We start from the raw sequence: 23,088 nt of genomic DNA, 5'->3' as shown, positions 1-23,088 counted from the left end.
ACCGACATGGCCAGGTGGGGCAGCCCGCGAACATCGGACTACCCCACCCGTTCGGGACCGTGACATCAGAACCCGAGTACGGCCCGACCCCCGACGACCGGCAGACGCAGTTCGCTGCCGTTCGGCGCGACCCGCAGCTCGGTGCCGCCCAGCGGCAGCAGGGTGTATTCCTGGTCGCTGGAGAAGACGACCACCCCGATCCGGTGGCCCGCCGGGAAGATGTAGTCCTTCGGCTCCAGGGTCCACCGGTAGTCGTACAGCTTGCCCTGTTTCACCGGCTCGGTGCGGGCCGGGCCCTTGCGGTTCTGCGGGTCCATCCAGCCCCGCGTGACCACCGTCGGCGCGGCGGTCGAGCCGTCCGGACCGTAGTCGACCAGGTACGCGGTGAGGTTCGCGTCGGGCTTGTTGTCGATCGCCATCCGCAGCCGCATCTCGGGACGCCCGGAGATACGGACGTTCTGTGTCAGGGCGGGGGAGCGGTAGGCGAGTCGGTTCTCACTCGCCGTGTCCGGATTGGCCACCAGAGCGTCCGGGTGGATGGTCCGTCCCTCGTCGACGAAGCTCTGCTCGACCCTGGCCTTCGGCGACCTACCCGAGGTGAGCGCGCCCGGGGCGGTGGCGTCGGTGGCGGCGAACGTCAGCCCGACCGTACGGGCGGCCGGGTCGGGCCAGTTGGCGTAGGTGGTGTAGGCCCGGTCCTCCCGCTGTAGCACGGCCGTCGGCTCGTCCATGATTCCGTTCTGGACGTTCCACAGCCAGAAGTCGAACCAGCGGTTCTCGGTCTGCTTGTACGTCCACGTCCGGCCGTCCGGCAGGGTCACCGACGCGCTGCTGCCCGGCCCGCCGTGCCCGCCCTGGTGCAGCCAGATCTTGCGTGGTACGTCGCGCCTGGCCAGCTCATCCCACCAGCCGGCGAAGTGCTCGGTCTTCACGTTCCAGTCGTTGAGGCCGTGCACCACGAAGACGCTCGCTCGTACGTTCCGGGCGTCGAGATAGTCGCGATCCCGCCAGAAGTTCGAGTAGTCGCCGGTGACCCGGTCCTGCTTCTCGGTGATCTCGGCGATCTCGTCGGCGCAGCGACCCTCGGCCCGCGCCTGCCCGGCGGTGAACCGGGCCAGGATGTCGAGGTCCTCGCCCTGGAACGTTCCGGGAGCGACGACCAGGCCGTTGGCCCGGTAGTAGTCGTACCAGCTGCTGATCGCGGAGACCGGCACGATGGTCTTGAGTCCCCTGACCCCGGTGGTGGCCACCTGGTTGGGCAGCGTGCCGTTGTAGGAGACGCCGGTCATGCCGACCGCGCCGGTGGTCCAGCCGGCGGTGATCGGGGCGCCGTTGACGTCGTACGCCTTGGCCCGTCCGTTGAGCCAGTCGATCACGGCCTTGGTGCCGAGCGTCTCGGCCTGGTCGCCGCTGGTCGGGCAGCCGTCCGAGTCGCCGGTGCCCACGCTCTGACCGAGCACCACCGCGTACCCCCGCGGCACGTAGTAGTCGTCCAGCGAGCCGGGCAGGTTGGCCTTCGCCGTCGCCCGCTGGGCTTGCCCGTCGGGCGTCCGCAGGCCGGAGCGGTTCGTCGCGCCGTTCTGCGGCAGGTCGTCGACCAGCACGCTCGGGTACGGCACGTCGCCCCAGGTGCCCTTGCGGTACGGACTGTGCTCGAAGATGACCGGCACCTTGAAGCCCTGGGTGGCTGTCTCCCGGGGCCGGGAGATGTCGATCGCCACCCGGTCGCGGCGACCGTCATGGTCGGTGTCCAACGGCGTCTGGACGAACACCCGCTCCTCGATCGCGTCGGCGAGCGAGAACACCGGTTGGGTCATGCCATCGCTGACCACGATGCCGGTCGGTGATGTCGCCGCAGGTGGGGCGGCCGCTGCCACCGGGGCTGCGCTCAGCAGCAGTGCGCCGGACACGCCGACGCCGAGTAGTGCCAAGGGGGTTCGACGCACGCGCGTCTCCCTTCGGTCGGGCCGGCCGCCGGGGCGGCCGGGGGTCGGATCCAAAGATCCATTCGTCGCCATGCTAGGTCGGTACAGGCACTCCCGTCGATCCCTCGGTCGGCAGCGACAGCGGCTGCATCGGCAGGGTCTAGGCTGCGACCGTGCTGAAGGGACTGCTGCTCGACTTCTACGGCACCGTCGTCGAGGACGACGACGCCGTGATGGCCGACATCGCCGAGCAGGTGGCCGCCCGAGCATCGGTGCCCGTATCCGGGCACGCCGTCCTGGCAGCGTGGGCGCGGGAGTTCGAGGCGGTCGCGTCCGGGCCGCGGTTCCGATCGTTGCGGGACAGCGCGATGTCGAGCCTGACGTCGGTGATGGCCGAGGTCGGCTGTGCCGGCGACGCGGCCGCCCTGTGCGCGGCGCAGCTCACCTACTGGCGATCACCGCCGCTGCGCCCGGGCACCCGCGACTTCCTAGCCGGTGTGACCGTGCCGATCTGTCTGGTGTCCGATGTGGACAACGCCGATCTGGAGGCGGCGTTGGCTCATCACGGTCTGGCCTTTCACGCCGTGGTGACCAGTGAGATGGTCGGCGCGTACAAACCGGACCGGGCCATGTTCGACCGAGCGCTCGCCACGCTGGGGCTGACGGCGCACGAGGTCCTACACATCGGCGACTCGCTCACCGCCGATGTGGGCGGGGCACACGCGGCGGGCATCCGCACGGCGTGGGTCAACCGCCGGAAGCAGGCCCCGCCGGCGGACGCGCCGTTCACGTACGAGATCGCCGATCTGTCCGGCCTCGCCGGGATCATCCCTTAGTTCAGCCGGCCGGCGACCGCGCCGGGGCAGGACGGCACCCGGGCGGCCGGCGCCGTCAGCTGCGGGAGCGCGGCAGGCAGTCCTTCTTGTACTTGAGGCCCGAGCCGCACCAGCAGGCGTCGTTGCGCTCGGGCGGCCAGGCAATCCGCGCGGCAGGCCGAGCCGCCAGCTCACGCGCGTAGCCGGCCCGGGTCTCCCGGTCGGACGGATCACCGTCGCGTCGGCCGGCGAACCCGTCCAACCCGGCCACCGTCGCGCTGAGCACACCCAGTCCCACCTGGCCGGTGGCGGCCAGTCGGACCAGTTCCTTCTCCAGCCGGGCCCGGTGCGCATCCCAGTCCGGCCCGTACGTCCCGGTCAGCTCCGCGTGCGCAGCGAGCAGGCGGTCGAACTCGGCTCGGGGCCAGAAGAGCAGGTCCGGCTCACCGCCGTTGCGATCCCCGGCTCGGCGGACGAGTTGCGTTTCCAGCCGATCCGCCAGATCGTCGTGTCGGTCGTGCGGCAGGTTGAGATTCCGGCGTACCCGGTGGCGCTGTTGCAGCAGGAAGAACAGGACCCCGGGTGATTCCGCAGGGCCGACCTCCACCGCCGGCACGGCGGTGATGGCCTGAGTCGACGCTCCGGCGGCGGTGGCGCGCCCGCCGAGCAGGGTGTCGACCGCCTCACTCAGCCATGTCTCGGCGACCGACGAGCGACCAGCGGCGTCGAGCGCCGCGCTCACGTAGGCGGGCGCGTCGGGCTGCACGAGCAGGAACGGGCGTAGCGCCGTCAGCTCGGCCAGCGCGTCGTCCTCCCGGCCGCCGGCCTGGAACAGGGCCCGGGCCCGCAGCGCTCGGGCGAACCCGGCCAGGGGGTCCTCCCCGGACGGGTACGCCGCCAGGGCCCGTTCCGCGTACCGGAGGGCGGCGTCTGGCTTCCCCCTGATCTCGGCGATCTCGGCGGCCAGGGTCAGCGCACCGCCGGCGTCGTCCGGGTCCGCCAACCGGTTCTGCTCCACCGCGTCGGCCAACTCGGCCGCGACACCGAGCGGATCGGCCATCCCGAGTGCCGAGCGGCGGAGTTCGGCGATGTCTGCGCTGGTGAGTACGTCCTTCGTCGGCACGATCTCACGGTACGTCGGGGTGCTCCCGGTGTGCCGGCAGTTCCCGTGTAACGCCGATCTCACGTCGCGGGAAATGACGGCGGCTACCGCAACGCGGTAGCCGCCGTCGGGCCGTCAGGCGTACGGCGTCAGGAAGTCCTTCGGGCGTAGCGCCTTCGCGGTGACCCGGACGTCCCCGATCCAGCCGTAGAAGCCCTGGCCGTACTTGAGGTCGAACGAGGTCGCGCCGATCACGAACGGGAGGCCGAGGGTGGCGATGCCGGTCGACGGCTGGGTGGGATTACGGGCGATCTTCGAGCCGTCGATGTAGACGACGGTCTTCCGGCCGTCGTTCACCACGGCGATGTGTGCCCACCGGCCGGTCGGCAGGGCGTGACTCCACGAGGTCGGGTCGGCGTCCTGCTTGTCGGCGTACACGACGTACTGGAGGAAACGTTCGGAGGAGACGTTGAGGCTGCAGGTGGACTCCAGAGGAGACCAGCCGGTCGTCTTTCCGGCGTCGCCGCTGCGCCCCTCCCAACTCAGGATCCCCATCCAGGCGTGGTCTCCGTCGAACGGATCGGGCAGTTTGATGAACGCCTCAATGGTGTATCCGCTGATGAACTTCATGCTGTTGATCGGCGCGTTGGCGCCGGCCCGCAGGATGGCGCCGCGATCCGGACCCTTGCCGCCGTCGAAGCGGAGGCTGGCGTGTGCCGGCTGCCCGGGGTGGTGCTCGGCCGAGTAGGTCAGCGCCTCGGGCGTGCCCGCCCCGATCCGCTGCACCCTCAAATCGTTGCCGTTTCCGCTGAGGTCCCGTACGACCGTCCCGTCCGCCACCGGCTTGCCGGCCGCACCCGACGAGAGCCCGTACGAGTCGAACCGCCAGTATCCGACCGTGCCGCGCGGCAGCACCGCGACCGGAGGACGGGGCGCGGGCGGCGTCACCGGAGCGAACCCGTGGAACCGCTCGGCGAAGTCGATCTCCATGCTGAACCGGTCGACCGGCCCGGTCAGCTCGATCGTCTCGGCCTCCAGGGGCGTGCGCTTCTCCGGGTCCCGGGCGAGGAACCAGGGCGAGAAGGTCTCGACGTCGATGACGTTGCGCGCCAGGTCGACGTGGTAGAGGCGGATCATCGCCGCGCCACCGTAGTAACGGTCCTGGTAGTTGGTGATGTGCACCTGCACGTCGTTGCCGGCGGCGTTCTTGAGCGTGGTGCGGCCCGGCGGCCAGTAGTGGCCGTTGAGGGTGAGGAAGATCTGATCGTTGTCCCGGATCAGCCGGTCCCAGAGCCGCTGGCCGTTGTCCGAGAGTTGCGCCGCGCCAGCGTCGTCGGCCCAGGCGAGGTCGTGGGTGGTGAGGATGACCGGCAGGGTACGGTGCTCGTTGATCACGCTCTGTGCCCAGGTCAGGCCCTTGTCCGAGATCCGCCAGTCCAGTGCGAGCACCAACCAGTCGCGTCCACCGGCACGCAGCACGTGGTAGCTGTTGTAGCCGTCCGGCGAGGCGCCACCGAAGGTCGGCATCTTGGCGAACCGCTGCGGCCCGAAGGCGCGCAGGTAGACGCTGTCGCCGCGCTGGTCGTCACCGCCACGGATGTCGTGGTTACCGGCCAGGACGCTGTATGGCAGTTTGCCGTCGAGGGTGCGGAACGTCTCGCCGGCGAGCGCGATCTCGTGTTCACTGCCGTGCTCGGTCACGTCACCGAGGTGGGTCATGAACACGATGTTCGCGTCCTTGCGCTCCCGGTTGAGGTAGCGAAAGGTCGCCTTCAACGGCTCCGGGTCGGAGCTGTCCTCGTCGAAGAGATACTGCGTGTCCGGCAGCACCGCGAGCGCGAAGCGCGGGCTCTGCGCGTCGAACGAGCCCGCGGCCGCGGCCGCCGGGGTTGCGGGGCCGCCGAGCATCGCCACGGCGGCGCCGGCTGCGGGTGCCGCCACCATCGCCTGCAGGAGGCTCCGCCGCTCCACGTTTCGTTGGTCGCCGATGTCGGCCATCTGGTCTCCCCACAGGTGATGACGGGTTGAACGACGAACACTGTTCCGGCAGGCAGTGAGCATCCCCCGACGTCGGTCTGAACGGCGTCCGACAGCCAGCCAAAGATCAAATATGGCGAACGTGCTGCTCACGGGCTCGACGCCGGACGTCGAGAGGTTGCGGAAACAGCCAACGACGGCCACCTGCTGTCAACCCGCCGTCGGTATCGTCCGGTCGCCGGTTTCTCGAACAGGCCACCCGGAGGGGGAGCTATGGGCACGGTGGATCGCCGTACATTCCTCAAGGCGATGGGGGTTCCCGCGATCGGCGCGGCGCTTCCGCTGGACCTCAGCAAGGCGCTCGCCATCCCGGCGAACAACCGGACGGGCTCGATCAACGACGTCGAGCACGTCATCATCCTGATGCAGGAGAACCGCTCCTTCGACCACTACTTCGGCACGTTGCGCGGCGTCCGCGGCTTCGGGGACCCACACCCGGTGACGCTGCCGTCCGGCAACGACGTGTGGCACCAGCCGGACGGCGCCGACGAGCTGTTGCCGTTCCGTCCCGAGGTGAAGGATCTCGGCCAGACCTTCCTGCCGGATCCGCCGCACGGCTGGAACGACGGGCACGCCGCCTGGAACGACGGCCGGTTCGACAAGTGGGTGCCGAACAAGGGCGTTCCGGCAATGACCTACCACACCCGCCAGGACCTGCCCTACCACTTCGCGCTCGCCGACGCCTTCACGGTCTGCGACAGCTACCACTGTTCGCTGATGGGGCCGACGGACCCCAACCGCTACCACATGTGGAGCGGCTGGGTCGGCAACGACGGCACGGCGGGTGGTCCGGTCATCACCAACGCGGAGGCGGGCTACGACTGGTCGACGTACCCGGAGCGGCTGGAGCGCAACGGCATCTCCTGGAAGATCTACCAGGACATCGGCACCGGCCTCAACGCCGCCGGTTCCTGGGGCTGGACGAACGACCCGTACATCGGCAACTACGGCGACAACTCGCTGCTCTACTTCCATCAGTACCAGAACGCGCAGCCCGGAACGCCCCTGGCCGACAGGGCCAAGACCGGCACCGAGGTCAGGACCCAGGGCCGTGACCCCGAGTCGCTGCTGGCCGACTTCCGGGCCGACGTCGAGAATGGACGCCTGCCGGAGGTCTCCTGGATCACCGCGCCCGAGGCGTACACCGAGCACCCGAACTGGGAACCTGCCTACGGCTCGTGGTACATCTCCCAGGTCATCGACATCCTCGCCTCGAACCCCGAGGTGTGGAGCAAGATGGCGCTCTTCATCACGTACGACGAGGAGGGCGGCTTCTTCGACCACGTGGTCCCGCCGACGCCCCCGTTGACGCGCGCCCACGGGCAGTCGACCGTACCGACCACCAACGAGATCTTCCCGGGCGACGCCGACCACCCGGCCGGGCCGTACGGCCTCGGCATCCGGGTACCGATGATCATCGTCTCGCCATGGACCCGGGGCGGCTGGGTCAACTCACAGGTGTTCGACCACACCTCGCTGATCAAATTCCTTGAGGCGCGGTTCGGGCACGGCCGGAAGGACCTGGTCGAGTCGAACATCACCCCGTGGCGGCGAGCCGTCGTCGGTGACCTGACCACGGCCTTCGACTTCCGGCACCCCAACCGCTCGCAGCACCCCACCCTGCCGGACACCGACGACTTGAAGCCCGAGGACCTGGTCCGGCACCCCGACGAGGTGCCGGTCCCGCCGGTGGACCAGCGGATCCCGAAGCAGGAGCGCGGAGTACGCCCGGCGCGGGCGATTCCGTACACCCTGCACGCGGACGGTCGTCGCAGCGACGGCTCGTTCCGCATCGACTTCCGCAACTCCGGCGGTGCCGCCGCGGTCTTCCAGGTGCGCCAGGCCGGCAGCGCGGACGCCCCGCGCAGCTACACCGTCGAGCCGGGCAAGCGACTGACGGACACCTGGGCGGTCGAGTCCGACTACGACCTGTCGGTGCACGGGCCGAACGGGTTCTTCCGCCGGTTCACGGGCGGCCGGTCGCACCTCGACGTCACACCCTCATACGACGAGCGGGACTACAAGGTAGCCCTCGCGCTCACGAACCGCGGGTCGAAGCGGGTCGAGGTGACCGTCCGGGACGGGTACAACGCTCGTCCGGTCAAGCTGTCGCTGCGTCCCGGCGAGACCGAACGCGCGACGTGGGCGCTCGCCCGCACCCACGGCTGGTACGACCTGACGCTGCGCGTCGCCGGTGACGCCGACTTCGCGTACCGCTACGCAGGTCACGCCGAGAACGGCAGGGACAGCATCAGCGACCCGGCCCTCGGCGGGCTCGTCTGACCGACGTCGCCGTCACCCGGGCCGTTCTGGCCCGGGTGACGCGGCTCGGTGCCGCGGCGGCGGGTCTGCCCGGTCGGCGGCGAATGCGCCGACGAGCGTGATGACTCACCGGCATCTTGATGCCTCACAGTCATCACGCTCGTCACGGAGTCCTCAACTCGGGCCGGTCAGAACTCCTCGTACACCGCCGGGTCCTGGTCCGCGAGGCGCCCGTCCGGGCGGCCGAGCGCGGTGATGGCCTCGACCTCCGCGTCGGTGAGTTTGATGCCGAAGACGTCCAGGTTCTCGGCCTGCCGCTGCGGGGCGGCGGCCTTGGGCAGTGGGATCACCTGGCGGGTCACGTGCCAGGCGAGGATCGTCTGCGCCGGGCTGACGCCGTGGGCGGCCGCGATCTCCATGATGACCGGATGCTGCTGCAGGTCGTTGCCGCGGCCGAGTGGGCTCCAGGCCTGCACGAGGATCCCGTGTTCCCGGTGGTAGTCGATCGCTTCCTGCTGTGGGAAGTAGGGGTGCACCTCGATCTGGTTGACCACCGGGGCGACCCCGGTCTCGGCCACCAGCCGGTCGATGTGCTCGGGCAGGAAGTTGGAGAGGCCGAGGTGCGTGACCAGGCCACGTTCCCGGGCCTCGATCAGCGCCCGCCACGCCTGGACGTACAGGTCGACCCTGGGGTTCGGCCAGTGGATCAGGTACAGGTCGACCCGGTCGAGGCCGGTGCGGAACACGCTCTCCTCGATCGTGGTCAGCGCCTCGTCGTAGCGGTGGTGCCGCCCCGGCAGTTTCGAGGTGACGACCAGCTCGCCGCGTACGGCGTCCGCCGAACGGGCGGCCCGGCCCACCGCGCCCTCGTTCTCGTAGTTGACCGCGGAGTCGATCAACCGGTAGCCCGCCCGGATCGCCTGCCCGATCGCGTCGACGCCCGCCGAGCCGTTCAGCCGGTACGTGCCGAGCCCGATCGCCGGCAGCGTCGTGCCGTCGCGGGCCGTCAGGTGGGGGATCTCTTGAGTCACCGCAACATCCTGCCTGACAACTGGTCGTCACACCGGGACCAGTGCGGAACGTGTTCATGGAATCACGGTGGATACGGGGTCTTGACGTGCGCGAAACATCGGTCCACCATCTGACAACGTTGTCACGATGACCAAGGCTGACAACGTTGTCACGTCTGGAGGCACAGTGTCCGAGCTATCGCCCGTGTCGCGGCGCACGTTCCTCTCCGCCGGAGCCACGCTGCTCGCGTCCGTCGGGGTGACCGCGGTCCTACCGGACGCCGCGCTCGCCGCCGCGACGCCCGCCACCCCCGGCACGACCGCGAATCCGCAGGCCACCGACCTCGCCCGGTACCGCCCGGTGGCGGTCTCCTCGACCGACTACGCGCCGACCCCCGGGAGGTTCGCCGTGGACGGCCTTCAGCAGATCGGCGTGCGGGGCAGCGGATGGCGGGCCGCCACCGGCGATCCGCAGTGGATCTCGGTGGATCTGCAGGCGCCGTCTCGTATCGAGGCGGTCACCCTGGTCTTCGAAGCCACGCTCGCCGACGGGCCGTTCGACGGTAACTACACCGACACCGACGGCGACGAGATCCTCTCCAGCGCCGCGACGGCGTACCGGATCGAGGTCTCCACCAACGGCCAGGACTGGCGGGCGGTGTACGAGACGACCGAGGGTCAGGGTGGCGTCCAGGCCATCAAGCTGCCGGAGCCGGTCACCGCGCGGTGGATCCGCATGACGTCCACCAAACGCTCGAACGGCAATCCGGTGGGCCTCAACGGCTTCCAGGTCTATGGCAGGTCGCTGGCGGGCCGGCCGGCGGCCGAGGGCTGGACCAGCTGGGAGGGCGGCAACACCGCCTCGGTTCCGGAGCTGCGGGTGGCCGCCGACGGCACTGTCGCGTTGGAGTCCGGCTGGTCGTTGACGATGGACGACTTCGCCGGAACCGCCGACGGCGCCGAGCTGTCCCGCGCTGGCGTCGACGTCCGGTCCTGGCTGCCGGCGACCGTACCCGGCACGGTGCTGGGGACCCTGGTCGAGCAGGGACACCTGCCCGACCCCGTCTCCGGCTTCAACAACCTGCGCATCCCGGAGGCGCTGTCCCGGCACACGTGGTGGTACCGGCGCGCGCTGCGGCTGCCCCGCGACCTGGACGCCTCGGCCGGTCGCCGGATCTGGCTCGAGTTCGACGGCATCAACCACGAGGCCACGGCCTGGGTCAACGGCGTGCAGGTCGGCAGCGTCTCGCACCCGTTCGCCCGCGCGGCCTTCGACATCACCGCCGCCCTGGCCGGCCACCGCGGCGAGCACGTCCTCGCCGTCCGGGTCGACCCGATGCCGCACCCGGGCACCCCCGGCGACAAGGGCACCGACGGGCGTACGTTCCTCCAGTCGGCCCACCACTACCTCGACGCGCCGACCTACCTGGCGGTGTCCGGCTGGGACTGGATGCCCGCAGTCCGGGACCGGGTCACCGGCCTGTGGGACCACGTCCGCCTGCGCAGCACCGGCGCCGTGGTCATCGGCGACCCGCACGTCCAGACCACGCTGCCCGACCTGCCCGGCACCGACACCGCCGAGGTCACCATCCGCGTGCCGGTCCGCAACGCGGCGGCCACCGCCACCACCGTCACCGTGCGCGCCGAGTTCGACAGGGTACGGGTCGAGTCGACGGTGACCGTCCCCGCCGGCGGGAGCACCACTGTCACCTTCGCGCCGGAGCGTTTCCCCGCGTTGCGCCTGCGTAAGCCGCGGCTGTGGTGGCCCAACGGCTACGGCGAGCCGCACCTGTACGACCTCAAGCTCACCGCCACCGTGAAGCGATCGGTCAGTGACCGGCGCGAGCTCCGGTTCGGTGTCCGCCAGTTCGCCTACGACTGGCACCAGCCGATCGTGATCTCGCCGCCCGGCAAGCCCCCGCTGGATTTCGTCGACGGCGCCGCGACCCAGACGGTCCCGTTCGACCGGCAGCACGCGCGGTACGTACGGATCCAGACCGGTCAGCGCGCCACCGGGTGGGGCATCTCGATGTTCTCGCTGTCGGTGGCCGACGGCACCGGCGCAGATCTCGCCCGGGGTCGGGACGCGACCGCGTCGTCATCGGAGAACGACAGCAACGGACCCGGCAGGGTCGTCGACGGCGACGGAAAGACCCGCTGGGCGTCGGCGGCCGAGGACAACCAGTGGATCCAGGTGGACCTCGGCGCGGCGGCCGACTTCGACCGGGTCACGATTGTCTGGGAGCAGGCGTACGCCCTGGACTACCGCGTCCAGGTCTCCACCGACGGGGGCTCCTGGGCCGACGTCACGTCGGTCAGCAACGACACTCCGCTCGGCAGCCGCGCCACCCAGGTCGAGACGTTCGCGAGCCAGACCGCCCGGTATCTGCGCATCCAGACCGGCGCGCGGGTGACGTCGTGGGGGGTGTCGATGTGGGCGCTCTCCGTGCAGCGGCAGGCCGAACCGGGCGTCGACCTGGCCCTGCACGCCACCGCCACCGCCTCGTCGTCCGACGGCGACTCGAACGGCCCGGACCGGGCCGTCGACGGTAACCCCCGGACCCGGTGGTCCTCGCAGTTCGAGGACAACCAGTGGATCCAGGTCGACCTGGGCAAGCCGGTCAGCTTCGACCAGGTCACCCTGGTGTGGGAGCAGGCGTACGCCCGCGACTTCGTCGTCCAGGTCTCGGACGACGGGCAGCGGTGGGCCGACGTGAAGTCGGTGAGCAACGCCGTCACCCAACTCAAGATCAGTGTGAACGGTGTGCCGGTGTTCGCCCGGGGCGGCAACTGGGGCTGGGACGAGCTGCTGCGCCGGGTGCTGCCCGACCGGCTGGCCGACACGGTCGAGATGCACCGCGACATGAACTTCACGATGATCCGCAACTGGCTCGGCAGCAGCAACCGCGAGGAGCTGTACCAGGCCTGCGACGAGCAGGGCATCCTGGTGTGGAACGACTTCTGGCAGGCCGGCCAGTTCCTGCCCAACCCGCCCGGCTACGTGGACATCGCCGCCGACACCATCCGGCGGTTCCGCCACCACCCCAGCATCGTGGTCTGGTGCGGCGCCAACGAGGGCGACCCGCCGCCGATCGTCGACGCCGGTCTCAAGCAGGCCGCCGCCAGCGAGGACCCGGAGATCCTCTACATCCCCAACTCCGCTGGCGGCATCGTGAGCGGCCACGGCCCGTACCACTGGGTGGAGCCGGCGACGTACAACAACAGGAACTCGTACGACACCGGTGCGTTCGGCTTTCACACCGAGATCGGTATGCCGGTGATTCCGGTGGTCGAGAGCATGCGCAACCTCGTCGGCGACGCACCGCAGTGGCCGATCAGTGAGGTGTGGAACTACCACGACTGGTCGACGATCGGTAACCAGCGCGTCGGCACGTACCAGGCCGCGATCGACGCGCGGCTCGGCGAGTCCGACTCGCTCGACGAGTTCGCCACCCGGGCGCAGTTCGTCAACTACGAGAGCCACCGCGCCATGTTCGAGGCGTGGAACGCCAACCTGTGGCAGGACGCCACCGGCCTGCTGCTGTGGATGTCGCACCCCGCGTGGCACAGCACGGTCTGGCAGACCTACGACTACGACCTCGACGTGAACGGTGCCTACTTCGGAGCCCGCAAGGGCTGCGAGCCGCTGCACGTCCAGGCCGACCCCGGCACCTGGCAGGTGCGGGCCGTCAACCACACCGCCGCGGCGCTCAGCGGCGTCACCGTCACGGCCCGGCTCTACGACCTGAACGGCCGGTCGCTGGGTACGCCCCGGCGTCAGCGGGTGGATGTCGCCCGCTCGTCGACGACGGCGGTCTTTGCGCTCGCCGCGCCGGACGGCGTCGGCCTGCACCTGATCCGACTGGAGTTGCGGGACAGCCGGGACCGGCTTCTCGCGGAGAACACCTACTGGCGCTACGACAAGGCCGAGCAGATGCGGGCGCTCAACGACCTGCCGAGCACCCGACTGTCGACGTCGTCCAGCACCGTACGCGTCGTCGACGGCCGGTCCACCCTCACCACGACCGTCCGCAACCAGGGTCGGTCCGTCGCCGCGCTGGTCCGGCTGGCGGTGCGCGACCAGCGCGGTAACCGTGTCCTGCCTGCCCGCTACGACGACAACTACTTCTGGCTCCTGCCCGGAGAGACGCGCGAGGTGCGCATCTCCTGGCCCGCGCGGCCGGGCCTCGACCGCCAGGTCCGGGTGACGGCCCAGGCGTACAACTCGGCAGTCAGCTAGGAGATCCGGTGGGAAGCGCTCCCGCGGGAGTCGCTTCCCACCGGCGGGTGCCGGTGACGCTGCTCAGTACGCTCCTCGAATCGCACATCCGAGGAGCACCCCATGACGTTCACGACCCGACCGACGCTGCAGGGCACCTTCGGCATGGTGTCCTCGACGCACTGGCTCGCCAGCCAGGCCGCCATGGGGATCCTCGAACGTGGCGGTAATGCCTTCGACGCGGCGGTCACCGCCGGGTTCGTGCTGCACGTCGTCGAACCACACCTCAACGGCCCCGGCGGCGAGGTGCCGGCCATCGTGGCGACCGCCCAGGAGCCGGCCCCGAAGGTGCTGTGCGGCCAGGGGCCGGCACCGGCCGGCGCCACCATCGCGCACTTCCGGTCCCTCGGGATGGACCTCATCCCCGGATCCGGGCCACTCGCTGCCGCCGTGCCCGGCGCCGTGGACGCCTGGCTCCTCCTGCTACGTGAGCACGGCACGCTCTCCCTCGACGAGGTGCTGGAACCGGCCATCGGCTACGCCGGCGCCGGCCACCCGCTGGTGGGCCGGGTCGGCGACACCGTGGCGGCCGTACGGTCCCTGTTCGAGGAGCACTGGCCCACCTCCGCGCAGCTCTGGCTGCGCGGCGGCAGGCCACCGGCGGCGGGGGAGATGTTCGCCAATCCGGCGTACGCGCGGACCCTGCGGAGACTCGTCGACGCCGGCCGGTCAGCCGGCACCGACCGGGAGGCGCAGATCGAGGCCGCCCGGCGGGCCTGGAGTACGGGGTTCGTCGCCGAGGCGATCGACCAGTTCAGCAGGCAGCCATTCCGGGACTCCAGCGGGCGTCGGAACGCCGGGCTGGTCACCGGCGCCGACCTGGCCGCCTACTCTGCGAGCTGGGAGGTCCCGACCACGCTCGACTGGCACGGCTACTCGGTGGCCAAGACGGGCTTCTGGGGGCAGGGCCCGGTGCTCCTGCAGACCCTGGCCGCCCTCGACGCGCTCGACGACCCCGGCGCGTACGATCCGGCGACCGCGGCCGGCGTCCACGCCCAGGTCGAGGCGCTCAAGCTCGCCTTCGCCGACCGTGAGGCCTGGTACGGCGACGGCGACGGCGTCCCCGCCGAGGCGCTGCTCTCCAGGGAGTACGCGCGGGAGCGGGCCGCCCTGATCGGCACGGAAGCGTCGACGCGGCTGCGACCGGGGCGTCCGCACGGGTTCGAGCCCCGCCTGCCGGCTCACGTCCAACACGGTGCCGGACGTGGTGCCGCCCCGACGGATCCCACGACGGGGGAGCCGACGGTGCGGTCGGACGGGGTGACCCGCGGTGACACCTGCCACGTCGACGTGGTCGACCGCTGGGGCAACATGATCTCCGCTACGCCGAGTGGCGGCTGGTTGCAGAGTTCGCCCACCATTGCGGAACTGGGTTTTCCGCTGGGCAGCCGGCTGCAGATGTTCTGGCTGGAGGAGGGTCTCGCCTCGTCCCTCGCCCCGGGTCGGCGGCCACGCACCACGCTGAGCCCGACCATGGTGCACCGCGACGGGGTGCCGGTGCTGGCGTGCGGCACCCCCGGCGGCGACCAGCAGGACCAGTGGCAGCTGCCGTTCCTGCTTCGCCACCTCGTCGGCGGTCAGCCGTTGCAGGAGGCCATCGACGCGCCCGCGTGGCACACCCTGGGCCTGCCGGGCTCGTTCTATCCGCGCGACATGGAGCCGGGTGTCCTGGTGGTGGAGGACCGGTTCGGCGACGAGACGCTGGCGGCGCTGCGGGCGTACGGGCACGAGGTGCGACTGTCCGACGCGTGGAGCCTCGGCCGGCTCTGTGCCGTGACCCGTGAGCCGGGCACGGGTGTGCTCGCCGCCGGAGCGAACCCGCGGGGCATGCAGGGCTACGCCTGCGGCCGTTGACGGGCGCCGGCCGGGGACACCCGCAGGTCAGGCGCCGCGGGCGAACAGGGCCAGGCGTACGCGATTGGGGCTGTCGGTCTTGGCCATCAGGCTGGTGATGTGCGTCTTCACCGTGGTGACGCCGATGTGCAGCCGATCGGCGATCTCGGTGTTGGACAACCCCTCGGCCACCAGGTTCAGCACGTCCTGCTCGCGGGCGGTCAGCCCGCGCACCGGCCGGGGTGTCTCGGCGCGGGCGTGCACCGCGCGCTGGACCAGGCGTTGCAGCACCTCCGGGCTGAACGGGCTGTCACCCACGGCGGCCTTACGGATGCCGTCGAGCAGGTCGGCGGGGGGCGCGTCCTTGAGCAGGAACCCGCAGGCGCCGGCGGTCAGGGCGGGATAGAGGTGGTCGTCGTCGCCGAACGTGGTCAGCACCAACACGCGGGTGGCGGGACGCTCGGCGAGGATCCGGGTCGTCGCGGTGATCCCGTCGACGCCGGGCATGCGCAGGTCCATGACGACGACGTCGGGGAGGAGCCGCGCGGCGAGGGAGACCGCGTCGCGGCCGTTCTCGGCCTCGCCGACCACCTCGACGTCGGGCTGGGCGTCGCAGAGCATGCGCAGGCCCGCGCGGATGAGGTGCTGGTCGTCGACCAGCAGGACGCGGATCACGCCCGCTCCGGCGCGGGCGACCCGGCGGGGGCCTGGCGGCTACGGGCAACCGACCCGACCGGCGGGCCGCCGTCGGACGCGGCAGGAACGGCCGGTAGAACTGTGCGTACCCGCCATCCCGTGCCGGTCGGGCCTGCCTCCAACTGCCCTCCGAGGACGTTGACGCGCTCGCGCATGCCGGTGACGCCGTGACCGCCGCCGGACGGCAGCACCGCCGGCACCGCGTCGTTTCCGTTGTCCGAGACCTCCCAGTGGACGGCTCCGCCGCGAACGGCGACCACGAGATGAGCCAGCGCGGACGGCCCGGCGTGTTTGGCCACGTTGGTCAGTGCCTCCTGGGTCAGTCGCAATACGGCCAGGCCCCGTACCGCGTCGAGCGCACCGATGGCCGGATCGATGTCGGCCTCCACGGTGACACCGGCCTGGCGGGCCCGGTCGACCGTCGCACCGAGCGCCGCCGGAAGCGCCGCCGGCTCGATCGCGGTCAGCGCCGCGTCGCCGCGGACCCCGTCGGGGTTGCGAAGGACGGCGACCAGTTGACGCAGCTCTGCCAGAGCGGCGGTCCCCGTGCCGTGCACGTCGTCGAACACCTCGCTCACCCGGGGGTCCAGGTCGGTGAGCACGTGCCGCGCCACACCGACGCGCAGCACCATCGACGCCACGTGATGCGCGACGACATCGTGCAACTCCCGGGCGATGGCGCTGCGCTCGTCGGCGCGCGCCGCGCGGCTCTCCGACTCGTGCTGGCGCTGCTCGGCCGCCGCCCGTTCTTCGGCCTGCCGCGCGAGTTCCCAGTTGGTCCGGATGACGAGACCGAGCAGCAGCGGCACGCCGACCTCCAGGGTCAGCCCGAAGACACCGGAGGCGACGCGGCCGATCGGGTCACCGATCGAGTCGGTCAGATCGACCACGGCCAGCAGCGCGGCGCCCAGCCAGATGGTCCGCGCCCGACGCGTCCGCAGGGTCACCTCGAGCAGCGCCCAGCTGGCGCCAATCTGGTTGATCGTGATGTCGCCGACCAGGCAGATCGCGACCGCCAACAGTGCGGTCTGCACCACCAGGTTGACCACCGGTCGACGGTGGAACACCAGCGCCACGGCGAACGCGACCACCGCGAGGACCCACTGCGTCGCCGTCGGCGCGCGATCGACATGAGGGCCGAAGATCAGGTAACCGAACCCGCTGAGGTCGAGCAGCACCATCCGCACGAGGGTGTCCCGCGTGTCGAACAGTCGTCCCGACCACCTCACGGGAGTCAGCCTAGGCGTTGCGGCTCGGGGGAACGAACCACCGCCGGCCGCGACCACCTGGTCCGGACCCCGAGGTAGGCGGCCAGGCCGAGCGGCCCGAGCAGGATCGTCAGCACCAGCACCGGAGCGATGACCAGCGCCGGCACCCCCCGTTCCCGGCTGTCGAGCCACGCCCACCGTCCCACGAAGAGATCGAACGCGATCATGTGCGCCCAGCCCGCCGTCGCGCCGTCGGCGGTGCCGAGCAGGTCGCGCACGCCGTCCAGAGTCGGCGACGTCACGGCCGGCAGCACCTCGCCGAACGCCGGGATCACCAGCAGGCCGTAGATCACCACGACCGGCAGCACGATCAGCGGCGAGGCGATGATCCGAGCGGTCCACGACCAGTTGGGCAGCAGGATCATCAGTGCCCAGAATGGCGCGGCCACCGCGAACGTCAGCGAAAACAGCGTCGCGGTCATGCGGCCAGCGCCAGTTCCGCGCGGCGTCGGCGAGCCAGCACCAGGCCCGTGGCGGTCGCCGTCGCGACCACCAGAGCCGCGACGGCGACCAGCGTGAGCGCGTCCGGGCGCAGCAGCGGCTGACCGCGCAGAGCCTGCCAGGTCAACAACACCGTGAGTACGCCGTACGCCCCGCCGGCGACGACCACCAGCCGGGCCCGGGTGTGCTCGTCCAGCCGCGTCCCGAGGAACCGGGTCAGCAGGATCGCCAGGATCGGCAGCGCCTGCAACGCGTGCAGCCCCACGAAATGCCCGATCCGCAGGTCCCCGCCGGTGGTGCTCCAGCCGAGCAGCGGCAGACCCGGCCCGCCGTCCGCGACGCCGACACTGTGCGCCCCGCTGATCCCCTCGATCCCCGGGTCCTGCATCGGTAGCGCCATCGGCACCGCCGCCAGCATGCCCAGCAGCGACAGGCCGAGCCCCCACCCAACCGCGCGGGCGGCCACCCGGTCGGGGATCCGCCGGATCAACACCACGATCCCGATGGCGACGTGCGCGAAGAACAGGACCATGATCGCCAGGCCCATCGCCGCGAAGAGGGCGCCGTCCAGGGCCGTGTTGCCGTTGAAGTGGCTGGTCCGCCCGCGCAGCACCTGCCCGACGATCACCACCATCTCGATCAGCGCCATCGCGACGATGACCGTGGCCGCGCGCTCCGCTGCCCGACTGCGGCGCGGCAGCAGGGAGAGCATCCAGGCGATGGTGGTGCCGTACAGCACGAACGACACGGCGAACTTCAACGGCTTGGCCCAGATCGGTGATCCCGTGAGGACGCGGGAGTCGACGACTGTGCCAACGGCCGAGACGACGGCGAGAGCCGCCATCGCGGCGACGAAAATCATCAGTGGACGGTGCCAGGAAGCCGCCCGGCGCAGCGTGATAGCCATGCCTGTAGATACTTCTGGCCGCTCCTCGCTACTGCGTCCGACCGGAAGCCCCGGCCGCGGCCAACGGTCGGAGCGGACCTCCTCCCAGGGTAGGAGGCGAGACGGGTCGGATCTGATCGTCGGCGCTGGCACAATGGCCGGCCTGTCCAGGAGACCGGGGGTGGCGATGACGACCAACGAGGACCGTGTCCGACCGAACGAGACCGCCGTGCCGCTACTGCACTGCGTGTCGCCGGAGGCGACGCTGGCGTTCTGGCGTGCGCTCGGGTTCGAGGTGACCTACGAGCAGATCAAGCCGTACGTCTATCTGGCCTTGCACTTCAGCGGCTTCGACCTGCACTACGGTCACGCGCCGGTCGGCGTGGACCCGTCGGCGGAAGCAACCGGCGGCTGCCTGGTGATGGTCGACGCCGTCGCGCCGTACCACGCGGTGTTCACCGAGGCGATGCGCCGCACCTACGGCAAGGTGCTCGTCAGGGAGCAGCCCCGGATGACCCGCTACCGAGCCGGTGCGTCGCGGTTCAGCATCGTCGACCCGTCGGGCAACACGATCATCTTCATCCAGCGCGACGAGCCGGCGGACCTGGAGTACGGCGGCTCGACGGCGTTGTCAGGGCTGGCCCGGGTGCTCGACAACGCGCGGATCCTGCGTGAGTTCAAGATGGACGACCGGGCGGCGTTCCGGGCGCTCAACTCGGGGCTGCGCCGGCACGGCGACGACGCGCCGACGGTCGAACAGGCGCTGGCGCTCGCCGGGCTGATCGAGCTGTCGGTCGCACTGGGTGAGCCGGAGCGTACCCCCGACTGGGGGAGTCGCCTCCGGGAGCTTCCGCTGACCGCCGAGGAGCGGAAACGGGTGCGGGACGCGGTCGCCGATCCCGCCGTGCTGGAGCCGTGGCTTCCCGACGGGAGCTGATCAGGGCGTCCTTCGGCCGGTCGGGACACCGGCACTCGCGGCGCGCCATGGTCCCGTAGCCTCCCGGCATGGACCTCGATGATCTCCCGCTCGCCGAGTTCGGCTTCCCCGGGCCGCTGCGGGACAGTCTGGTGGCCGCGATCCTCTCCGGTGCGAAGACCTCCACCTCAGGTCTCCTGGTCGGTTACGAGCGCGCGGGCGAGTCGTTGCCCGAGGTCGGCGAGTTGTCCGCGGTGGTGGACTCCGAGGGTCGGCGGGTCGCGGTTATCGAGCTGACCGAGGTGCGGGTGGTCCGGCTGGTCGACGTCGAGCTGGGACATGCCCTCGCCGAGGGTGAGGGTGACGAGTCGGTGGCACAGTGGCGAGCGGGGCACGAGTCGTTCTGGCACAGCCCGGACGTGCGCGCCGAGCTGGGCGATCCCGATTTCACGGTCGACGACGACACGCTGGTGGTCACCAAGCGCTTCCGGCTGGTGGACCTCAGCTGAGCAGCCCTGCTCGCGATTCACCAGTCCAGGACGCCGACGATCTCACCCCCACTCTGCTCGCCGGTCGGTCGGAAGCCCAACGTCAGGTAGAACTTCTCCGGCCCTCCGGCCCGGGGTTCCCAGGTGACATATGCCCGGCTGCCGCCGCGCTCACTGATCTCCGCGCACAGGGCCTCGACAGCGAACCGACCGTAGCCGCTTCCCTGGGCATCGGCTGCGATGTTCAGCCGCCAGAGGCCGGAGCGCCGGTCGTCGGGATGGCGGTCGGGATCCCAGGGTAGGTCGAAGAACCCCATCAGGAAGCCGACGAGCCGGTCGCGGTCGTAGATCAGCCTCGGCCAGGCATGGTCCGGAAAGACGTACGCCTCGGCCAGCGACTTGACCACCGGTGCGACCAGGTCATTCTGATCCGGACGCACGGACAGCGCGAGCGCCGACTCGTAGTTCTTCGGGGTGACCCTCTCCAGTCGCACCGGGAAACCATAGCGAGCACGTGCTCATCTTCCGGAACCGATCAACCGATCCAGGCCACCACCGCCACGCCGACCATTCCGAGTGCCAGAGCCCCTAACATGACGACCAGCACCCGGTGACGCCACCCGTGTCGTGCTGGGTCGTTCGCAGGAGGGCGTGGCCCGGGCCGGTCGGGGCTCCGGGCGATGGCGCTGGCCAGCCGCTCAAGATCTGCGACCTGACCAGCCGCCGTCAATCCCACGGTTTCCTGCGCCTCCGGCAGCGGTGGCGGCGGGGAGACGTCGTGCGTCTCGTACAGAGGCTCGATGCGTGGCGGCAGCCGCCGGAAGCGATCGTTCACCGGACCAGAGTCGCAGACGCAGCCCAGATGCTCCGACAGTCAGCTCCGCCCTGCTGGGGGCAGCGCCGGGGCGCAGCGGTGTCCTAGTCTCGCAGTCATGGGAGCGATCAAGCCGTGGCACCTGTCCATCCTGGCCCTGTGCTGTCTCGTGTCGACGGCGGTGGCGATCGCTGCGGGGATCTGGGCGGTGCGCCGAGGGCGTAACCGCCGCTGAACGTCGCCGTGGTCCGGCTGGGGTCCGTCAACAGCCCGCCACGCGGTCGCCGAATCGGCACGGGGGAGCTGAGCGTGGAGAGCACTTGCTAGAGATTTCTTTCTAAAGCATTCTCTAGGATGTGACCGACGGGATGCCTGAGCGTTCGATCAAGCTCACCGACCCACGAAGCCTGCGGGCATACGCGCATCCGCTGCGGATGCGTCTGATCGGGCTGCTGCGCAGCGACGGCCCGATGACCGCGACCCAGGCTGCCACCCGGCTCGACGACAACGTACCGAACTGCTCGTTCCACCTGCGACAGCTCGCCAGGTACGGGTTCGCCGAACGCGTTCCGGGCGCGGACGGCCGGGAACGGCCGTGGCGGGCCACCGCGCGAAGCACGTCCTGGGACGACGACTCGGACGACCCGGCCATGAAGGCCGCCACGGACCAGTTGAACAGCGTGTTGCTCGCGCTGTTCGTGCAACGCGCGCAGGACTATCTCGCGGTCCGTAGCGACGAGCCTGTCGAATGGCGGGCCGCCGCCGGCTTCGGTGACGCGATGCTCCACGTCACCGCCACTGAGCTGCGCGAACTCACGGAGGAGATCGACGCGCTGCTGGCCCGGTACGACGATCGCGCTGGCGACCCGACGAGACGCCCTGTCGGGTCCCGCCCGGTGCAGATCATCCAGATGGCGGTGCCGCGTGGACCCGTACCACTCGGGGATGAGCAAGCGGGCACGGACCGTGACTGAACCCCTCGTCCTGGCCGACCCGGCACCGCCGCGCCGGCCGCGCATCCCGCGGCTGCTCCAGCAGCGGGCCTTCCGCCGCTACTGGTCCGCGCAGACCGTCTCGCTCTTCGGCGACCAGATCACCATGCTCGCCGTGCCGCTGCTGGCCGTGCTCGCGATCGGTGCCGGGCCTGCCGAGATGGGTTACCTGACCGCCGCCGCACTGCTGCCGAACCTGTTCTTCTCCCTGCCGGCCGGCGCGTGGGTGGACCGGTACCCGCGTCGACGCCAGATAATGATCGTCGCCGACCTTGGCCGGGCGGGCCTCCTGCTCGCCGTGCCGCTGCTGTGGTGGGCGGGCGCACTGAACCTGCCGCTGCTCTGTGGCGTGGTGTTCCTGATCGGGACCCTCTCGGTGTTCTTCGAGGTGGCGCACAGCAGCCTGTTCGTCGCCCTGGTCCGGCGACCCGACTATGTGGACGCCAACAGTCTGATCAACGGCAGCAGAGCCATGTCGTACGTGGCCGGCCCGAGCGTCGGTGGCGTGCTCGTACAGGTGCTCAGCGCTCCGGTCGCACTGGTCGCCGACGTGCTCACCTACGTGGCGTCGGCTGTCCTCCTGACCCGGACGAAGGTCGCCGAGCGTCCCGTACCAAGTGGATCCGGCCTGGGCATGGCCGGTGGCGTACGGTACGTGGCCCGCTCCGCGGTGCTACGGGCGATCCTGCTCGGCACCACCACGCTCAACCTGTTCAACTACATGTTCGCCGCGCTCTTCGTGCTGTACGTGACCACCGAACTGGGCGTCTCCGCCGGCCTGTTGGGCCTGATCATCGGGGCCGGCGCGTTCGGCGGACTACTCGGCGCGGCGATCAGCGGCCCGCTCAGTCGCCGGATGGGCATCGGCCCCGCGCTCATCCTCGGCCTCGTCGTCTTTCCGGCCCCGCTGGTCCTCGTGCCGCTGGCTGAGGGACCTCGGCCGCTGGTGCTCGCCCTGCTGTTCGCCGCCGACTTCGTCTCCGCGCTGGGCGTCATGGTCCTCGACATCGCGGCCGGATCGGTGCAGATCGCGGCCACACCGCAGGAGATGCTCGCCGTCGTCTCCGGCTTCAAACGCGCCGTCAACTACGGCATCCGGCCGATCGGTGCCCTGATCGGCGGGGCACTCGGCGCCGCGATCGGGGTACGTCCCGCCCTCTGGATCGCCAGCCTCGGTGCCCTGCTCGGAGTGTTCTGGGTCGTCTTCTCCCCGGTGAGCACGATGCGGAAGCTGCCCGAGGAGTGATGTCGTTACGACGGGCAGAGGACACCGAGACCGTGCCGTGCCGCCGCTAGCTTCTCGACCGCGGTCCCTGGGCGCTTC

General features: G+C 70.6%; 17 protein-coding genes. 8 read left to right on the top strand and 9 right to left on the bottom strand.

Going from position 1 to position 23,088, the window contains the following annotated elements; all coding sequences use genetic code 11:
• Window positions 1-65 precede the first annotated feature (65 nt).
• Window positions 66-1,946 (bottom strand): Xaa-Pro dipeptidyl-peptidase, encoded by a 1,881-nt coding sequence (locus ACLJN9_RS23805; protein WP_410813733.1) that lies wholly within the window; start codon window positions 1,944-1,946, stop codon window positions 66-68.
• Between the two features lie 152 nt (window positions 1,947-2,098).
• On the opposite strand from ACLJN9_RS23805, the gene ACLJN9_RS23800 reads away from it, so the two are divergent.
• Complete coding sequence (locus ACLJN9_RS23800; RefSeq protein ID WP_410813732.1) at window positions 2,099-2,761, top strand: HAD family hydrolase; 663 nt, start codon at window positions 2,099-2,101, stop codon at window positions 2,759-2,761.
• A 55-nt stretch (window positions 2,762-2,816) separates the two neighbouring features.
• Here the strand turns inward: ACLJN9_RS23800 and ACLJN9_RS23795 are convergent, their stop codons facing one another.
• Window positions 2,817-3,863, bottom strand: coding sequence for an SEC-C domain-containing protein (locus tag ACLJN9_RS23795; protein WP_410813731.1), 1,047 nt, complete (start codon window positions 3,861-3,863; stop codon window positions 2,817-2,819).
• A gap of 114 nt (window positions 3,864-3,977) precedes the next feature.
• Entirely contained in the window at window positions 3,978-5,840 is a 1,863-nt protein-coding gene (locus ACLJN9_RS23790) for a LamG-like jellyroll fold domain-containing protein (protein WP_410813730.1), read from the bottom strand.
• A 252-nt stretch (window positions 5,841-6,092) separates the two neighbouring features.
• Between ACLJN9_RS23790 and ACLJN9_RS23785 the strand changes: the two genes are divergently transcribed.
• Window positions 6,093-8,162, top strand: coding sequence for a phosphocholine-specific phospholipase C (locus ACLJN9_RS23785; protein WP_410813729.1), 2,070 nt, complete (start codon window positions 6,093-6,095; stop codon window positions 8,160-8,162).
• 167 nt (window positions 8,163-8,329) lie between these two features.
• Here ACLJN9_RS23785 and ACLJN9_RS23780 read toward each other — a convergent pair whose 3' ends face one another.
• Window positions 8,330-9,172 carry an aldo/keto reductase gene (locus tag ACLJN9_RS23780; RefSeq protein ID WP_410813728.1) on the bottom strand — a complete coding sequence of 281 codons (843 nt, stop codon included), beginning with the start codon at window positions 9,170-9,172 and terminating at the stop codon, window positions 8,330-8,332.
• A gap of 184 nt (window positions 9,173-9,356) precedes the next feature.
• Here ACLJN9_RS23780 and ACLJN9_RS23775 point away from each other — a divergent pair, with 184 nt between their 5' ends.
• Together ACLJN9_RS23775 and ACLJN9_RS23770 are read left to right on the top strand one after the other, a co-directional pair.
• The gene (locus tag ACLJN9_RS23775) at window positions 9,357-13,391 is read left to right on the top strand and encodes a discoidin domain-containing protein (RefSeq protein ID WP_410813727.1); all 4,035 of its coding nucleotides are present in this window, start codon (window positions 9,357-9,359) and stop codon (window positions 13,389-13,391) included.
• Window positions 13,392-13,493: 102 nt separating this feature from the next.
• On the top strand, window positions 13,494-15,284 hold the full coding sequence (locus tag ACLJN9_RS23770) for a gamma-glutamyltransferase family protein (protein ID WP_410813726.1): 1,791 nt from the start codon (window positions 13,494-13,496) through the stop codon (window positions 15,282-15,284).
• A gap of 27 nt (window positions 15,285-15,311) precedes the next feature.
• On the opposite strand, the gene ACLJN9_RS23765 is transcribed toward ACLJN9_RS23770, so the two are convergent.
• From ACLJN9_RS23765 to ACLJN9_RS23750, 4 genes are read right to left on the bottom strand one after another with little or no spacing between them, the layout of a single operon-like run.
• Entirely contained in the window at window positions 15,312-15,938 is a 627-nt protein-coding gene (locus ACLJN9_RS23765) for a response regulator (RefSeq protein WP_410813725.1), read from the bottom strand.
• Window positions 15,935-17,188, bottom strand: a complete 1,254-nt coding sequence (locus ACLJN9_RS23760; RefSeq protein WP_410813724.1) for a sensor histidine kinase — start codon at window positions 17,186-17,188, stop codon at window positions 15,935-15,937. The genes ACLJN9_RS23765 and ACLJN9_RS23760 overlap by 4 nt, the downstream gene beginning before the upstream one ends.
• A gap of 5 nt (window positions 17,189-17,193) precedes the next feature.
• A complete protein-coding gene (locus tag ACLJN9_RS23755; protein ID WP_410813723.1) occupies window positions 17,194-17,649 on the bottom strand; it encodes an ABA4-like family protein in 456 nt (151 codons plus the stop codon).
• On the bottom strand, window positions 17,646-18,530 hold the full coding sequence (locus tag ACLJN9_RS23750) for a hypothetical protein (protein WP_410813722.1): 885 nt from the start codon (window positions 18,528-18,530) through the stop codon (window positions 17,646-17,648). The genes ACLJN9_RS23755 and ACLJN9_RS23750 overlap by 4 nt, the downstream gene beginning before the upstream one ends.
• A gap of 211 nt (window positions 18,531-18,741) precedes the next feature.
• Here ACLJN9_RS23750 and ACLJN9_RS23745 point away from each other — a divergent pair, with 211 nt between their 5' ends.
• Both ACLJN9_RS23745 and ACLJN9_RS23740 read left to right on the top strand, forming a co-directional pair.
• Window positions 18,742-19,491, top strand: coding sequence for a glyoxalase (locus ACLJN9_RS23745; protein WP_410813998.1), 750 nt, complete (start codon window positions 18,742-18,744; stop codon window positions 19,489-19,491).
• Window positions 19,492-19,559: 68 nt separating this feature from the next.
• The gene (locus ACLJN9_RS23740) at window positions 19,560-19,979 is read left to right on the top strand and encodes an ASCH domain-containing protein (protein WP_410813720.1); all 420 of its coding nucleotides are present in this window, start codon (window positions 19,560-19,562) and stop codon (window positions 19,977-19,979) included.
• Between the two features lie 17 nt (window positions 19,980-19,996).
• On the opposite strand, the gene ACLJN9_RS23735 is transcribed toward ACLJN9_RS23740, so the two are convergent.
• Window positions 19,997-20,452, bottom strand: coding sequence for a GNAT family N-acetyltransferase (locus ACLJN9_RS23735; protein ID WP_410813719.1), 456 nt, complete (start codon window positions 20,450-20,452; stop codon window positions 19,997-19,999).
• Window positions 20,453-21,128: 676 nt separating this feature from the next.
• On the opposite strand from ACLJN9_RS23735, the gene ACLJN9_RS23730 reads away from it, so the two are divergent.
• Together ACLJN9_RS23730 and ACLJN9_RS23725 are read left to right on the top strand one after the other, a co-directional pair.
• Window positions 21,129-21,746 (top strand): winged helix-turn-helix domain-containing protein, encoded by a 618-nt coding sequence (locus tag ACLJN9_RS23730; protein ID WP_410813718.1) that lies wholly within the window; start codon window positions 21,129-21,131, stop codon window positions 21,744-21,746.
• Window positions 21,739-23,010, top strand: coding sequence for an MFS transporter (locus ACLJN9_RS23725; RefSeq protein ID WP_410813717.1), 1,272 nt, complete (start codon window positions 21,739-21,741; stop codon window positions 23,008-23,010). The genes ACLJN9_RS23730 and ACLJN9_RS23725 overlap by 8 nt, the downstream gene beginning before the upstream one ends.
• The last annotated feature ends 78 nt before the right edge of the window (window positions 23,011-23,088 follow it).

The organism is Micromonospora sp. 067-2 (assembly GCF_046549295.1).
Taxonomy (GTDB): Bacteria; Actinomycetota; Actinomycetes; order Mycobacteriales; family Micromonosporaceae; genus Micromonospora.
Note: the sequence above shows the minus strand (reverse complement) of the source record. Positions and strands in the feature narration are given on the sequence as shown.